This window comes from Mesorhizobium sp. B2-4-7 (assembly GCF_006442685.1).
Classification (GTDB): Bacteria; Pseudomonadota; Alphaproteobacteria; order Rhizobiales; family Rhizobiaceae; genus Mesorhizobium.
In genome coordinates this window covers 91,087-105,837 of the sequence record NZ_VFVH01000008.1, presented here as the reverse complement: position 1 = coordinate 105,837, position 14,751 = coordinate 91,087, and the positions used below count along the sequence as shown (strand labels likewise).

General features: G+C 62.4%; 12 protein-coding genes. 5 read left to right on the top strand and 7 right to left on the bottom strand.

Features of this window, described 5'->3' with window-relative positions; all coding sequences use genetic code 11:
• Positions 1 to 10: 10 nt before the first annotated feature.
• On the bottom strand, positions 11 to 1,768 hold the full coding sequence (gene argS, locus FJ946_RS21015) for an arginine--tRNA ligase (protein WP_140564099.1): 1,758 nt from the start codon (positions 1,766 to 1,768) through the stop codon (positions 11 to 13).
• A gap of 62 nt (positions 1,769 to 1,830) precedes the next feature.
• Positions 1,831 to 3,045 (bottom strand): deoxyguanosinetriphosphate triphosphohydrolase, encoded by a 1,215-nt coding sequence (locus FJ946_RS21010; RefSeq protein ID WP_140564100.1) that lies wholly within the window; start codon positions 3,043 to 3,045, stop codon positions 1,831 to 1,833.
• A gap of 128 nt (positions 3,046 to 3,173) precedes the next feature.
• Between FJ946_RS21010 and erpA the strand changes: the two genes are divergently transcribed.
• The 4 genes from erpA to FJ946_RS20990 all read left to right on the top strand — a co-directional run bounded on the left by erpA (position 3,174) and on the right by FJ946_RS20990 (position 5,103).
• Complete coding sequence (gene erpA, locus FJ946_RS21005) at positions 3,174 to 3,521, top strand: iron-sulfur cluster insertion protein ErpA (protein ID WP_140517138.1); 348 nt, start codon at positions 3,174 to 3,176, stop codon at positions 3,519 to 3,521.
• Positions 3,522 to 3,526: 5 nt separating this feature from the next.
• Positions 3,527 to 3,919, top strand: coding sequence for a VOC family protein (locus FJ946_RS21000; RefSeq protein WP_140495758.1), 393 nt, complete (start codon positions 3,527 to 3,529; stop codon positions 3,917 to 3,919).
• Between the two features lie 7 nt (positions 3,920 to 3,926).
• Positions 3,927 to 4,721: an exodeoxyribonuclease III gene (gene xth, locus FJ946_RS20995; protein WP_140564101.1), complete on the top strand. Its 795-nt coding sequence runs from the start codon at positions 3,927 to 3,929 to the stop codon at positions 4,719 to 4,721.
• A 64-nt stretch (positions 4,722 to 4,785) separates the two neighbouring features.
• Entirely contained in the window at positions 4,786 to 5,103 is a 318-nt protein-coding gene (locus FJ946_RS20990) for a hypothetical protein (RefSeq protein WP_140564102.1), read from the top strand.
• 36 nt (positions 5,104 to 5,139) lie between these two features.
• Here FJ946_RS20990 and FJ946_RS20985 read toward each other — a convergent pair whose 3' ends face one another.
• From FJ946_RS20985 to FJ946_RS20965, 5 genes are all read right to left on the bottom strand, one after another.
• A complete protein-coding gene (locus tag FJ946_RS20985) occupies positions 5,140 to 5,967 on the bottom strand; it encodes a tetratricopeptide repeat protein (RefSeq protein ID WP_140517142.1) in 828 nt (275 codons plus the stop codon).
• A complete protein-coding gene (ilvD, locus tag FJ946_RS20980; RefSeq protein ID WP_140495754.1) occupies positions 5,954 to 7,678 on the bottom strand; it encodes a dihydroxy-acid dehydratase in 1,725 nt (574 codons plus the stop codon). Before ilvD ends, FJ946_RS20985 begins: the two co-directional genes overlap by 14 nt.
• A gap of 307 nt (positions 7,679 to 7,985) precedes the next feature.
• Positions 7,986 to 9,215 (bottom strand): OmpP1/FadL family transporter, encoded by a 1,230-nt coding sequence (locus FJ946_RS20975; RefSeq protein WP_140495753.1) that lies wholly within the window; start codon positions 9,213 to 9,215, stop codon positions 7,986 to 7,988.
• Between the two features lie 359 nt (positions 9,216 to 9,574).
• Entirely contained in the window at positions 9,575 to 12,358 is a 2,784-nt protein-coding gene (locus FJ946_RS20970) for a valine--tRNA ligase (RefSeq protein WP_140517146.1), read from the bottom strand.
• Between the two features lie 259 nt (positions 12,359 to 12,617).
• Complete coding sequence (locus FJ946_RS20965; RefSeq protein WP_140517148.1) at positions 12,618 to 13,115, bottom strand: MarR family winged helix-turn-helix transcriptional regulator; 498 nt, start codon at positions 13,113 to 13,115, stop codon at positions 12,618 to 12,620.
• A 43-nt stretch (positions 13,116 to 13,158) separates the two neighbouring features.
• On the opposite strand from FJ946_RS20965, the gene FJ946_RS20960 reads away from it, so the two are divergent.
• The gene (locus FJ946_RS20960; RefSeq protein WP_140564103.1) at positions 13,159 to 14,703 is read left to right on the top strand and encodes an FAD-dependent oxidoreductase; all 1,545 of its coding nucleotides are present in this window, start codon (positions 13,159 to 13,161) and stop codon (positions 14,701 to 14,703) included.
• Positions 14,704 to 14,751 lie beyond the last annotated feature (48 nt).

Below are 14,751 nucleotides of genomic sequence, written 5' to 3'. Positions count from 1 at the left end.
TTAGTCAAACCTAACGCATTTCGGTGGGCGCCGCGGCGCCGATCAGCGTCAGGCCGGACGTCAAGACATCCGAAACAGCCTGCACCAGCCCTAGTCTGGCATGCGTCAATTGTCGGTCGTTAACCTTAACAAAACGTAAGTCCGGATTATCGGTGCCGCGGTTCCAGTGCCCGTGGAAGCTTGAGGCCAGATCGTAGAGGTAGAATGCCAGCCGATGCGGCTCGAGCGCAAGTGCCGCCGACTCGATCAACCGTGGATATTCAGCGAGTTTCCGGATCAGGCCGATCTCGCCTTCGTCGGTCAGCAACGCCACGGCAGCCGCCAGGCTGTTGCGATCGAAATTCGCTTCGCCCAACTGTTCGCTCGCCTGCCGGAACACCGAATGGCAGCGCGCCGAAGCGTACTGCACATAGAACACCGGATTGTCCTTGGACTGTTCGGTCACCTTGGCGAAGTCGAAATCGAGCGGCGCATCGTTCTTGCGATAGAGCATCATAAAGCGGATGGGGTCGCGGCCGACTTCCTCCACAACCTCGCGCAGCGTCACGAAATCGCCGGACCGCTTGGACATGCGCACCGGCTCGCCATCGCGAAACAGCTTTACCAGGTTGCACAGAAGAACCGTGAGCTTCACCTCGTCGCCGGCGATCGCCCGCGCCAGCGCTTCCAGCCGCTTGACGTAGCCGCCATGGTCGGCGCCGAGCACGTAGATCAGCTCGACGAAGCCGCGATCGACCTTGTCCTTGAGATAGGCGACGTCGGCGGCGAAATAGGTGAACGAACCATCCGACTTGACCAGCGCCCGGTCCATGTCGTCGCCGACCGCCGTCGAACGGAACAGGGTCTGTTCGCGATCTTCCCAGTCGTCCGGCCTCTCGCCCTTGGGCGGCGGCAGCTTGCCCTTGTAGATATGGCCCTTCAGCGTCAGGTCGTTGATCGCCGAGCGGATCTTCCTGGCATTGTCGGCGTGCAGCGTGCGCTCGGAGAAGAACACGTCATGATGCACGTTGAGCAGCGCCAGATCCTCGCGGATCATCGCCATCATCGCGTCGATGGTGCGGTCCTTGACGATGGCGAGCGCCTCTTCGTGCGGCATCTGCAGCAAGGACCGGCCGAACTCCTTGGCCAGCGCCTGCCCGACCGGGACCAGATAGTCGCCTGGATAGAGCCCGGCCGGAATCTCGCCGACCTCGTCGCCAAGCGCCTCGCGATAACGCAGCATCACCGAGCGGCCGAGAACGTCGATCTGCGAGCCGGCGTCGTTGATGACATATTCCTTGGTCACGTCGTAACCGGCAAAGGCCATCAGATTGGCAAGCGCATCGCCAACGACGGCGCCACGGCAATGGCCGACATGCATTGGCCCCGTCGGGTTGGCCGATACATATTCGACATTGGCCTTCCTGCCGCCGCCGATGCTGGAGCGGCCGTAATTGCGGCCCTCGCCCAGAAGCGTCGTGAGATGTGCCTGCCAGAAACCGTCCTTGAGCCGCAAATTGACGAAGCCCGGGCCAGCAACCTCGGCGGCCGCGATATCCTTGTCGTCCCGCAGCGCGAGCGCCAGGCGCTCAGCCAGCACCCGCGGGTTCTGGCCGGTGGGCTTGGCCAGCACCATTGCCGCATTGGTCGCAAGATCGCCATGGCTGGCATCGCGCGGCGGCTCGACGGCGATGCGCGACAGGTCGGGCGAAACGCCGTCATTGTCTTTCAGATCAAGCGTCTCGACGGCTTTTATGATTCGCGCGGTGAAGTCGGCGAAGATGTTCATGGGTATGACTCTGGCGGCTTTGCAGGGAATCCGGCTTGTTGGCCGGCAAAATCGAGCCCGCCCTAGCTCAAATCCGGCGTATGGTCAAACAAACGGCGGTGTTCCTTCAGCGCGTAGGTGTCGGTCATCCCCGCCAGGAAGTCGGCCACGCTGCGCGCCTTGATGCGATCCTCGGCCCGGTCGAGCCCCTCGCGCCAGCCGTCCGGCATGGCGCGCGGATCGGCGAAATAGACGTCGAACAGGTCCCTGACGATCCGCTCCGCATCGGCGCGCACGCGCATGACTTCCTTGTGCCGGTAGAGGTGTTTGTAGAGAAAGGCCTTCAGCTCTTTCTCGGCGATGGCCATTTCGGCGGAAAAGGTCACCATCGTCTCGCCCGCCGCCCTCACCGCATCGGCGCTCCGCGGCCCGGTGCGTTCCAGGTTGGCGGTGGTCGACCTGATCACGTCCTCGACCATGGCGGTGATCTGGCGCCGCATCAGCTCGTGGCCGGTGCGCACCTCGTCGAGATTGGGATAGCGCGCGCGCACCCCCTCCAGGATGGTCCCCGGCAGCGAGACGGCCTTCAGCATGTCCAGCGTCAGCAGCCCCGCCCTCAGGCCGTCGTCGATGTCGTGCGTGTTGTAGGCGATATCGTCGGCGATCGCAGCACACTGCGCCTCGATGCCGGCGAACCGGTCGAGCTCGAGGTCGTGCAGTTCCGAATAGTCGCGGATCGCCTGCGGCACCGGACCCTTCAGGCCCTTGCCGTTGGCATCGGTCAGCGGACCATTGTGCTTGACCAGGCCTTCCAACGTTTCCCAGGTCAGGTTCAGTCCGTCAAACTCGGCGTAGCGCGCTTCCAGCCTTGTCACGATACGCAGCGATTGCGCGTTGTGGTCGAAGCCGCCCCAATCAGCCATCTTCTCGTTGAGGGCGTCCTCGCCGGTGTGGCCGAAGGGCGTGTGGCCGAAATCATGCACCAGCGCCACCGCTTCGCCCAGATCCTCGTCGCCGCGCAGCGCCCGCGCCAGAGCGCGTGCGATCTGCGCCACCTCGATCGAATGGGTCAGCCGGGTGCGGTAATGATCGCCTTCATGGGCGATGAAGACCTGCGTCTTGTGTTTCAGCCGGCGGAACGCGGTGGAATGGATGATGCGGTCGCGGTCGCGCTGGAACGGCGTACGGGTCGGGCTTTCGACCTCTTCGAACAGGCGCCCGCGCGAGCGCGCCGGATCGCTGGCATAAATCGCGCGGGGCCTATAGCCGAATCCGATGTCGCCCAACTCGTTGGTCATGGTCGATGCCGCCTGACTTTGGCCGCCTGACTTTGGCCGCTAGACTATGGCCGCCAGACTATGGCCCGGTTGACTTGGCCCTTCGCGCTTCATACCTATCATGTGAAACCGAAAGCAAGGTGACGCCCATGGGCGCGGATGCCAAGACCGCCATGAATGTCGAGATGACCGATGCCGCCGCAAGGCGGATCGCCAAGATTGTGTCGGACGAGGCCGGCAAGACGGCGTTGCGCGTTTCCGTCGAAGGCGGCGGCTGCTCCGGCTTTTCCTACAAGTTCGATCTGGTCGACGCGCGCAACGACGACGATGTCGCCATCGAGAAGGACGGCGCCACGGTTCTGATCGATGATCTGTCGCTGGTCTATATGGGCGGGTCGGTGATTGATTTCGTCGACGACCTGATGGGCCAGTCGTTCCAGATCCGCAACCCGAATGCGGTCGCCTCCTGCGGCTGCGGCACAAGCTTCTCCATTTAGGAACAATGCCTGCCATTGGCGCGGTTCGTCAGGTCGCGCTCTCGGCCGGGCGAGACCTCGACGCGACCCTGGCCTTCTGGTGCGACGTGCTCGGGATGAGCGTGCATGTGCGTTACGATCCGCCGGGCATCGCCTTCATCATGGCCGGCAGCGTGCGGCTGCTGTTCACCGACGGCATTCCGGCCGGAACCGTCTATCTCGACATATCAGGTCTCGAGGATTTCCACGCCGGCGCGAAAGCTGCGGGCGTTCCCTTCACCGCGCCTCCAACGCTTGTTCATCGCGACACCGAGGGCCAGTTCGGTCCGGCGGGGGAAAGCGAGTGGATGGCCTTTCTAAAGGATCCCGCAGGCAATACGATCGGCCTGGTCGAACGTCTTGCCCCGGAAGAACATTGAGGCCGCCATGAAGATCGTCACCTGGAACATCAACGGCATTCGCGCCCGCATCGGCAATCTCACCCATTGGCTGACCGAAAGCGCCCCCGACATCGTCTGCCTGCAGGAGATCAAGACGGTCGACGAGCAGTTCCCGCGCGCCGAGATCGAGGCGCTTGGCTACAATGTGGAAACCCACGGCCAGAAGGGTTTCAATGGCGTCGCCCTGCTGTCGAAATTGCGCTTCGACGAGGTCATCAGAGGTCTGCCCGGCGACGACGCCGACGAGCACGCGCGCTTCATCGAAGGTGTGTTCTCGACCGACAAGGGCGCGCTGCGTGTCGCCTCGCTCTATCTGCCGAACGGCAATCCGATCGATGACGAGAGGAAATTCTCCTACAAGCTGTCCTGGATGGCACGGCTGGAGCGCTGGGCCGAGGAGCGGCTGAGGCTGGAGGAAGCCCTGGTGCTGGCCGGCGACTACAACGTCATTCCCGAACCTCTCGACGCGAAGTTCCCGGAGAACTGGCTGAATGATGCGCTGTTCCAGCCGCAGACGCGGCAGGCGTTCCGCAGGCTGAAGAATCTCGGCTTCACCGAAGCAGTGCGTTCGGTCACCGATGCGGGCGACACCTTCACCTTCTGGGACTACCAGGCCGGCGCCTGGCAGAAGAACAACGGCATCCGCATCGACCACCTGCTGCTGTCGCCCGAGGCCGCCAACCGGTTTTCATCGGCCTCGATCGAAAAACATGTGCGCGCCTGGGAAAAACCGTCCGACCACGTGCCGGTGGCCATCGATCTCGATTTGCTGCCGGCCTGAGGGAGACCCCGGGCCCGCGCTGGACCTCGTATCGCCACAATCAGGCGCATGATGGGAGATCATCATGGCGGCTGGGGTTCCCATGACCATACGACTTGTCCTTTGTCCGATCGGCCTGGCATTCGCTATCGCCGTCCCTGCGGCGGCTTTCGCCGCCGAGGAATGTCTTGCCAATGGAAAATCCTACCCGGTCGGCCAGGTCGCCTGTCTGACGATCGCCGACAAGAGCCACCTCGCCCGCTGCGAGATGGTGCTCAACAACACCTCATGGACGAAAGTCGGGGACAGCTGCCCGCAAGACACGCTGGCGCCGCACCGGCGGATGACGCCGATCTCGGCGCCGGCTCCCAGCATGGTGCCGGCGGAGCCGACCGAGAATTAATGTCTGATTAGCGATCTCCTCGTGGGGAGATCATCCTTACTGATCGGCGCTGTTGCCCTTGGTCAGGATGTCGTCAGCGAGCGAGATCGCTGTGCGGCGGTCGGCTTCGCCGGCGGCGGCAAAGGCCTCCTCCTGCATGCCGCGGATCCAGGGCTGGTCGGCGGGCGCCGCACGTTCGAGTGCTGCCGTCATCATCGCCAGGCCGCGCACGATCTTGCCGCTCTGGAACAACAGATGGCCGAGCGTCGCCTGCGCGCCGGCATGGCCTTTTTCGGCGGCGAGCTGGAACCAGCGCCCGGCCTGCTTGACGCTGGCCTTCACGCCGCCCTCGCCCTTCAGGAACATCTGCCCCATCTCGAACTGGGCATTCGGGTTGCGGTAGTTGGCGGCGGCGCGCATGTAATATTCCTGGGCCGCCACTTCGTTCTCGGTCACCGGGCTGCCGGGAATGCCCTTGCGCAAATAGTCGCCCAGCGCCACCAGCGCGTCGGAAACGTAGCTTTCTTCCGGTGAGCCGGGCTCGACGTCCTGATCGACGATCTCCGAAAAGAACTTGAACGCCTCGTAATCGTCGCGCGCCACGCCATCACCCTCGGCATACATGCGGGCAAGCTTCCAGGTGGCGCCGATCTGGCCGTTCTCGGCGGCGTATTTATAGGCCTCCGCGGCCTGTTCCTTGTGGCCGTTCTTGTAGGCGGAGAAGCCGAACTGGAACACCGCCCAGGGGCTCGACTGCGGCTTCACGCCGGTCTTGTCGTCGAACACCTTGTCGTCGAAGGCCATGGCCTGGCCGACGGCGCCAAAGATCGCTAACGCGACCAGTGCCGGAAGGACAGACGACCTCAACAACTCAGATGTCCGCATAGCAGTGTGTTTCTTTCGCACCGCCCGGATGGGTGACCGCGCCGTCGCGGGCGGAACCTACCGTCTGTGCGTATTTCCATATCGCGCCGGACTGATAGTCGGTTGTGCGCGCCTTCCAACTCTTTGCCCTCGCAGCCAGTTCCCTATCGGACAACGCCACATCGATCGTGCCGTTCACGGCATCGATGGAGATCACATCGCCGTCCCGGATGAGGCCAATCGGACCACCAACGGCGGCCTCGGGCCCGACATGGCCGATGCAGAAGCCGCGCGTCGCGCCCGAGAAACGGCCGTCTGTGATCAGCGCCACCTTGCCACCCATGCCCTGGCCGTAGAGTGCCGCCGTCGTCGACAGCATCTCGCGCATGCCCGGTCCGCCGCGCGGCCCTTCGTAGCGGATGACGAGAACTTCGCCTTCCCGGTAGTTGCGATGCGTCACCGCTTCGAAACATTCCTCTTCCGAATCGAAGCAGCGCGCCGGGCCGGAGAACTTCAACTCCGTCATGCCCGCGACCTTCACGATCGCGCCTTCCGGGGCAAGGTTTCCCTTCAAGCCCACGACACCGCCGGTTTGGGTAATAGGTCTGTCGGCCGGGCGGACCACATCCTGGTGTTCATTCCAGGCAATATGCTCCATATTTTCGGCCAAAGTGCGGCCAGTGACCGTCAGGCAATCGCCATGCAGGTAGCCGTGGTCGAGCAGCGTCTTCATCAACAGCGGAATGCCGCCGGCCTCGAACATGTCCTTGGCGACATATTTGCCGCCGGGCTTGAGGTCGGCGATGTATGGCGTCTTCTCGAAAATCCGGGCGACATCGAACAGGTCGAACTTGATGCCGGCCTCATGCGCTATGGCCGGCAAATGCAGCGCCGCATTGGTCGAGCCGCCGGTGGCCGAAACCACCGTCGCCGCGTTCTCCAGTGCTTTCAACGTGACGATGTCGCGCGGCCGGATGTTCCTGGCGATCAGTTCCATGATCTTCTCGCCGGAGGCGAAGTTGAAACGATCGCGCATTTCATAAGGCGCCGGCGCGCCGCAGGAATAGGGCAGTGCCAGACCGATCGCCTCGGCCACGGTCGCCATCGTGTTGGCGGTGAACTGGGCGCCGCAGGAGCCGGCCGAGGGACAGGCGGCCTGCTCGATTTCAAGCAGTTCGGCATCGCCGATCGTGCCGACCGAGTGCTGGCCGACCGCTTCGAACACATCCTGCACGGTGATCTGGCGGCCGCGGTAGCTGCCGGGCAGGATCGAGCCGCCATAGATGAAGATCGACGGCACGTTGAGCCGCACCATGGCCATCATCATGCCGGGCAGCGACTTGTCGCAGCCGGCGAGCCCGACCAGCGCGTCGTAGCAATGCCCGCGCATGGTGAGCTCCACCGAATCGGCGATGACCTCGCGCGACACCAGCGACGACTTCATGCCCTGGTGGCCCATGGCGATGCCGTCGGTGACGGTGATGGTGCAGAATTCGCGCGGCGTGCCGTTGGCGGCCGCGACGCCCTTCTTGACCACTTGCGCCTGGCGCATCAGCGAAATGTTGCAGGGCGCCGCTTCGTTCCAGCAGGAGGCGACGCCGACCAGCGGCTGTGCGATCTCGGCCGCCGACAGGCCCATGGCATAGAGATAGGAGCGATGCGGCGCACGCGCCGGACCGACGGTCACATAGCGGCTGGGGAGCTTAGCCTTGGAGATGACTTTGGCGTCCATACTCTTCCTTGCCCCACATCTTCCTCGCAAGAGGGCGGTGCGGCCTGCTCCCATCGCCGAGCCTTTTGGCGCGTGTCCCGAGACAAGATCGAGGTGCGCCGGGTTTATGGCGGGAAATGGGCAATTTCGTCGGCCTGACTTCTAGCGCAGGGGTTGTTCAGAAAGTGTTGCCAAAACATCACAACGCCACGAGGCGGAGCTGGTGCGGTTTATCTGCAACGCAGCCCTGGGGCCGACAGGCTCGGCCACAGCCCCGGAACGAAAAAGGCCGGGCATTGCCCGGCCTTTCATTTGATTTTACAGAGACTTAGAACTTGATCTTCACACCACCAGAGATCGCCGTGATCAGATCATTCCCGAAATCATAGCTGGCATCCTCGCCTGCAACATAGCCGTTCTCACCAGCCAATGTCCCCGAGTGGCCGCTGGTCAAAACGCCGACCGCTCCAGCGAGCCGCACTTCGATGTTGGGCTGCGGCGTATAGGCGACGCCGCCGCCCAGGGTCCACGTATCGGTCTGCGCACCATAGCCATGCGAGGTGCCACGATCCCAGGTCAATTGACCGGCGGCACTCCATTGATCATTGAACTTGTGGCCGATACCACCTGAAACGGTCCAACCGTCACGATACATCAGGTCGAGCGACGTCACCTGACCCGGGCCGTTCGTGAAGCAAGCCGCCCCAGGCGCAATTGTTGGACAGATCGGAACGCTCTGCAGCACGCTCCAGTTGACCCACTTGATTGAGCCGAAGGCCAGCCAGTCAGGCGCAATACCGGACTGCAGTTTCAGTTCCAGCGAATCCGGCATCGACTCCTCTGCGCCATAGATCGGCCGAGAACCTCCAAGAATAGCTGGTAAGGTGAGTGTGCCCGAAATGTTGTCTAGCTTGACCTTCGAATTGTAGACCAAGCTGGCGCGGAGCGCGATATCAGGGATTTCGTAGGCAACGCCGGCGCGCCAGCCCCAACCGTTAGCCTCCAGATCGACACGACCAAGCAGCGGTTGTCCGAGGGGAGTAAAACCGACCAAGCTTTCCTTGAAGCCTGAAATGTCCTGATAGAACAACCCGCCGATAAAGCGGAGCTGGCCCTTGCCAGCATCAAACTTGTAGGAACAGGTGCCGGCGTAATTGTTGCTCTTGATATCGGTCTCGACGTTAGAAAGCGCTCCGTTCCACATACCTGGTGCGGTATGCGCGCCCCAAGGCTGCGAATAATCGACCATGCAGTCGACGCCCTGCACAACCTGGGCCTTCATTCCTATGCGCGGTACCCAATAGCCCTCGGCTCCGTCGGCCGAGGTACCAAGGCCGAGATTGGCTCCGCCGGGACCACGCGCATTCTCGTACTTACGGTCCGGCATCACATAGGTCGCTTCCGCGTCCGTCGCGAACGGCGCCGGATCAAACAGCAGGTCGATGTCGTAGCCGCCACGTTCCAGGCCGCCGGCATGTGCCGAGCTCATTGCCGTCCCCAGCAAAGCCAGCGAAAAGCACCCTGCCCCCAGCAGTGCTTTCAAACGCAGATTGTTCATGGATGTCCTCCCCGAATAGTCAGTGCATCCAGCTAGAACCAATTCGGGTTAACGGTGCAACAACGAATTCTTGGGGCGTACATGTACATGTCCACCGGACGCATTCCGGACAAAATGCAGACCAGCGCAGCGAGGCAGAAAAACGGTTCGCCGGGCGTGTCTCACTCAGAAAAACGGGAGAAAATCGGCCAAAAAGGCCAAAAATAATCAGTTTTGAGCAGTCGAATGCCCCATTGTTACATTATGGCAACAATGGGGCGAAAACTTCCGTTTACGTCAACATTAACGCTACGGAATGCCGGTTTCGAGGCAAAAAGCCACCCCATTTTAGAGGGCCCTAAAGTCTCCCGAATCTGCCCTCAACCCGCTTCGCGAACCCTGGCCAGCGCCACCGAAAGCTTGCTCTGCGCCTCGCGGTATTCGGCCAGCTTTTCACGCTCGGCTTCCACGATCTCGGCCGGCGCGCTGGCGACGAATCTTTCGTTCGACAGCTTCTTGTGCAGGCGTGCGATCTCCTCGGTCACCTTGGCCAGTTCTTTCTGCAAGCGCGCGGCCTCGGCGGCGAGATCGATCAGGCTGCCGAGCGGCAGGCAGACCGTTGCCTCGTTGAGCACGATCTGCGCCGAGCCCTTGGGTGCGGCGTCAACCTGCGAGATGTCGCCGACGCGCGCCAGCCGCTTGATCGCGGCGGCGTGGCGCTCCAGCCGTTCGCGGGTAAGCGTGTTGGCTCCGATCACCATCAGCGGCGCGATGGCTGCCGGCGGCACGTTCATTTCCGAACGCACGGAACGAATGCCGGAGACGAGATCAACCAGCCAGTTGATGTCGGCGGCCGCTTCAGCGTCCTCGAAATCCGGCGACGGCCACGCGGCATGGCAAAGCAGCGAAGCGCGCTCCTTGCCCTCGCCCGCGGTCTGCGCCCAAAGTTCCTCGGTCATGAACGGCATCATCGGATGCAGGAGCTTGTAGATTTCGTCGAGCACGAAGGCGACGCAGGCGCGGCTTTCGGCCTTGGCCGCCTCGTCCGTGCCCATGAACACCGGCTTCAGCAGCTCCAGATACCAGTCGCAGAACAGGTTCCAGACGAAGCGGTAGGCCGCCCCCGCCGCCTCGTTGAAGCGATATGAGGTGATGCCGTCCGTGACCTCTCGCGCGGCGCGCGTCAGCTCGGTCAGGATCCAGCGGTTGACCGCCAGCTTGGCGTCGTTCAGCCAGAAATCGTCGTTGCGCGCGACTTCGTTCATCTCGGCGAAGCGCGTCGCGTTCCAAAGCTTGGTGCCGAAATTGCGGTAGCCGGCAATGCGCGCCGGGTCGAGCTTCACGTCACGCCCCTGCGCCGCCATCACCGTCAGCGTGAAGCGCAGCGCGTCGGCGCCATATTCGTCGATGAGGTCGAGCGGGTCGACGACATTGCCTTTCGACTTCGACATCTTCTGCCCGTTCTTGTCGCGCACCAGCGCGTGCATGTAGACGGTGTGGAACGGCTCCTCGTCCATGAAGTGCAGGCCCATCATCATCATGCGCGCGACCCAGAAGAAGATCAGGTCGAAGCCGGTCACTAGCACGTCGGTCTGGTAGTAGGTTTTCAGCTCCGGCGTCTCATCCGGCCAGCCCAGCGTCGAGAACGGCCACAGCGCCGAGGAAAACCAGGTATCGAGCACGTCCTCGTCACGGGTCAGGATTTCGCCCGGCTGGAAATTCTCGAGCTTGTCCTCGACCCAGGCCTTCCAGGGTCCTTCGAGCGCCAGATAATATTCGATCGCGGCACTCAGCGCCTCTTCCTCCGTCTTCTCGACGAAGACGCGCCCGTCCGGCCCATACCATGCCGGAATCTGGTGGCCCCACCAAAGCTGGCGCGAGATGCACCAGGGTTCAATGTTCTCCATCCACTGGAAGTACGTCTTTTCCCAATTCGCGGGTATGATCTTGGTACGCCCCTCGCGCACCGAGGCGATCGCCGGCTTGGCCAGTTCGGCGGCGTTTGCATACCACTGCTCGGTCAGGAACGGCTCGATCGGCACGCCGCCGCGATCACCATGCGGCACGGCGTGGCGATGCGGCTCGACCTTGTCGAGGAAGCCGCCTTCTTCCATCAATTCGACGATCCTCTTGCGCGCGACAAAGCGGTCAAGGCCGTTGAGTTCATCCCAGACGGCTTGGCGCTCCGGCGTCACCTCGAGCCCGGCGAGGAAATCCTCGTTGTCCCTGAGGTTTACCGCCGCCTCGACGGTGAGGATATTGATCGCCGGCAGCTTGTGGCGCTTGCCGACCTCGAAGTCGTTGAAGTCATGCGCCGGCGTTATCTTAACCGCGCCAGAGCCCTTCTCGGGGTCGGAATACTCATCCGCCACCACGGGAATCTTGCGGCCGACGATCGGCAGGACGACATTCTTGCCGACCAGGTGCCGGAAGCGCTCGTCGTCCGGATGCACGGCGACGGCCGTATCGCCCAGCATCGTCTCGGGGCGCGTCGTCGCCACGATGATGAAGGTCTTCGGGTTTTCCGGATCGAAGGCCACGCCTTCGACGGGATAGCGGAAGTGCCAGAGATTGCCGTTGACCTCCTGCTGCTCGACCTCGAGATCGGAGATCGCGGTGAGCAGCTTGGGATCCCAGTTCACAAGGCGCTTGTCCTTGTAGATCAGGCCTTCCTTGTAGAGCGTGACGAACACTTCGAGCACGGCCTTGGACAGGCCTTCGTCCATGGTGAAGCGTTCGCGCGACCAGTCGGCCGAGGCGCCGAGCCGCTTCAGCTGGTTGAGGATCGCGCCCCCGGATTCGGCTTTCCACTCCCACACTTTCTCGATGAACTGTTCACGGGTGAGGTCGCGGCGATGGATCTGCTTTTCCATCAACTGCCGCTCGACCACCATCTGCGTGGCGATGCCGGCATGGTCCATGCCCGGCTGCCACAGCACGTTCTTGCCGCGCATGCGCTCGAAGCGAACGAGAATATCCTGCAACGTGTTGTTGAGCGCGTGGCCCATATGCAGCGAGCCGGTGACGTTGGGCGGCGGGATGACGATGGTGAAGGCCTCGGCCCCCTCCTCGGCGCCGGCGCCGGCGCGAAACGCGTCGGCCTCTTCCCACACCTTGGCAATCTTCGGTTCGACGGTTTTGGCGTCGTAGGTCTTTTCAAGCATGGGAAAATGGTCCGCGCTGTCGGATTTTTGCTGGTCCGGTGTAAATCGGAAGGCTTTGACCGAGTCAACCGTAGGGGCCGCCTCGGCAACCGGCACAACAGAAAGAGGATCACCGTTCAGATAGTGTCTGTCCCGTATGCGACAATCCCTGGTGGCGTCGGCACTGTCACCGGCTCCAGCCGGAGAGGCATTGCACGCCTACGCCGCCCAATCCCAAATGCCAGCTCGGGTCGTACGAAACGAGGAATAGTGCGACGTCTCAGGACGCGCTGGAGTCCTCTGGTTTTTCTTTCAAAGCTTCGGCGAACTTGCGCATGAGCCGCACGAGTTCGTCGATGTCGTGTGCGTCCCAGCTTTCGAAAACGGCGCGAGCGTTTCTCTCTCGTGCTGCGTCGATCTTGTCGGTCATCGCCTTGCCCTTTGGCGTGACGACAGCCTCATTCACGCGGCGGTCTGTCTCGCTCTGCCGGCGCACGGCCAGGCCAAGGCTTTCGAGCTTCGCCACCTGACGGCTGACAGTGGTGTAATCGCGGCCAGCCCGGTCGGCGAGGTCCACTATCCCTATCGGCCCAAGCCGCTCTATCCCGACCAGCAGAGGAAACAGTGCGCGGTCGAGCGCAATTCCGGCCTCCTTTACCATCTGCTCATCGCGCTGAGGCCGGTTCATAAGGCTGGCAATCTCGATCAGCGCTCCGTGGAGTTCACGAATCTGATGACTCCCAATATGTGTATTTTTCACGCTTTTCATTGACAGCACTCCGACTCTCCATTATGTGCATTTTACACACAAGGAGATCGACATGACAAACGGTTTTGCGGCAGATGTGCTCATCTGCGGCGCAGGAGCGGCTGGCCTGACGCTGGGGATCGAGCTTGCACGGCGCGGTATATCCTTCCAGCTCATTGAGAAGATGAGCGAACCCTTCCGTGGCTCGCGCGGCAAGGGCATCCAGCCGAGGACACAGGAGATTTTCGAAGATCTTGGCATTCTCGACAGGGTCGTTGCCGCAGGCGGCGTCTATCCGCCGATGCGCGTGTATGGCGATGACGGCAGCTATATCGAAAAGGACACCGGCGAGCGCCCCGATCCGACGCCGGCAGAGCCTTACGCCATCGCGCTAATGATTCCGCAATTCCTCACCGAGCGGATCATGCGAGAGCGGCTGGCAGAACTAGGCCATAGGGTCGAGTACGGATGTGAGTTGGTTGGGTTCGAGCAAGGTGAGAACGGTGTCATGGCACGTCTTGCGGGGCCGAATGGCGAGCAAACCGTTCGCGCACGCTATCTTGTCGGGGCGGACGGCGGGCACAGCTTCGTGCGCGGCGCGCTCGGCTTGAATTTCCCCGGCAAGACGCTGGGCGTGCGTGCGGTCGTGGCGGATGTGCTGTTGACCGGGCTGGACCGCGATGCGTGGCACCAGTTCAACGACGGTGACATGGAGCGAATGGTCGCGATTTGCCCGCTCGCCGGAACCGATCTCTTCCAGATTCAGGCACCCATTCCGCTGGACGGCGAAGTGGACCTCTCAGCAGAACAGCTGGGGCGCTTGATTAATGAGCGGACCGGCCGCGGCGACGTGCGGGTGGATTCGGTCGCCTGGGCGTCGGCCTACCTGATGAACGCCCGGCTTGCCGATCGCTACCGGGTCGATCGGGTATTCCTCGTTGGCGATGCAGCTCATATCCATCCGCCAACCGGCGGCCAGGGCCTGAACACCAGCGTGCAGGATGCCTATAATCTGGGCTGGAAACTTGCCGCCGTCCTCGACGGCGCGGATGATTGCCTGCTCGACACCTATGAGCAGGAACGACGTCCGGTCGCAGAATCGGTTCTCGGCCTTTCGACCCGGCTGCTCGACACCCAGAAACAGGGTGGAATGCACCGCGGCCGCGAGGTGCGCCAGCTCGATATCGCCTATCCGGAATCGCCGCTCTCCAGGGAAATGGCCGAACGCAGCAGCGGCCCGCACGCGGGGGACCGCGCGCCGGATGCCCAAATCAGGGGCGCGGCGGGGCAACCATGGCGACTGTTCCAATTGCTGCAAGGGCCGCATTGGACACTGCTTGTTCATCAAGCCGGGAGAGAGACGGTTGGGCCACTCAAGGGGCTGCATGTCCACCACATCGGCCCGCAAGGCGATGTCATCGATGCCTGGGGACACCTTCGCGATGCTTATGCACTGGCACCGGGCGAGTGTGTGCTGATCCGGCCGGACGGATATATCGGTGTGATGGCGATTCTTGATGCAGACCGAACCGCGAAGCTCGAAACCTATTTGGCCCGCATGGGCCTAGTCCAACCCGGAGAAGACCCGAAAGACTGCCGAGATATGTTCGAACAATGAGGTTGGCGGGCTCTATGCTTGGGTCGGGCCTATATGAAGCGTGGAGCG

What these genes read in the sequence shown, in the direction of transcription:
- xth (WP_140564101.1), top strand. Translation starts at nt 3,927, where the DNA reads ATGAAGATCGTCACCTGGAACATCAACGGCATTCGCGCCCGCATCGGC.
- FJ946_RS20985 (WP_140517142.1), bottom strand. Translation starts at nt 5,967, where the DNA reads ATGCGGACATCTGAGTTGTTGAGGTCGTCTGTCCTTCCGGCACTGGTC.
- FJ946_RS20960 (WP_140564103.1), top strand. Translation starts at nt 13,159, where the DNA reads ATGACAAACGGTTTTGCGGCAGATGTGCTCATCTGCGGCGCAGGAGCG.
- ilvD (WP_140495754.1), bottom strand. Translation starts at nt 7,678, where the DNA reads ATGGACGCCAAAGTCATCTCCAAGGCTAAGCTCCCCAGCCGCTATGTG.
- FJ946_RS20990 (WP_140564102.1), top strand. Translation starts at nt 4,786, where the DNA reads ATGGCGGCTGGGGTTCCCATGACCATACGACTTGTCCTTTGTCCGATC.
- FJ946_RS21000 (WP_140495758.1), top strand. Translation starts at nt 3,527, where the DNA reads ATGCCTGCCATTGGCGCGGTTCGTCAGGTCGCGCTCTCGGCCGGGCGA.
- FJ946_RS20975 (WP_140495753.1), bottom strand. Translation starts at nt 9,215, where the DNA reads ATGAACAATCTGCGTTTGAAAGCACTGCTGGGGGCAGGGTGCTTTTCG.
- erpA (WP_140517138.1), top strand. Translation starts at nt 3,174, where the DNA reads ATGGGCGCGGATGCCAAGACCGCCATGAATGTCGAGATGACCGATGCC.
- FJ946_RS20970 (WP_140517146.1), bottom strand. Translation starts at nt 12,358, where the DNA reads ATGCTTGAAAAGACCTACGACGCCAAAACCGTCGAACCGAAGATTGCC.
- argS (WP_140564099.1), bottom strand. Translation starts at nt 1,768, where the DNA reads ATGAACATCTTCGCCGACTTCACCGCGCGAATCATAAAAGCCGTCGAG.
- FJ946_RS21010 (WP_140564100.1), bottom strand. Translation starts at nt 3,045, where the DNA reads ATGACCAACGAGTTGGGCGACATCGGATTCGGCTATAGGCCCCGCGCG.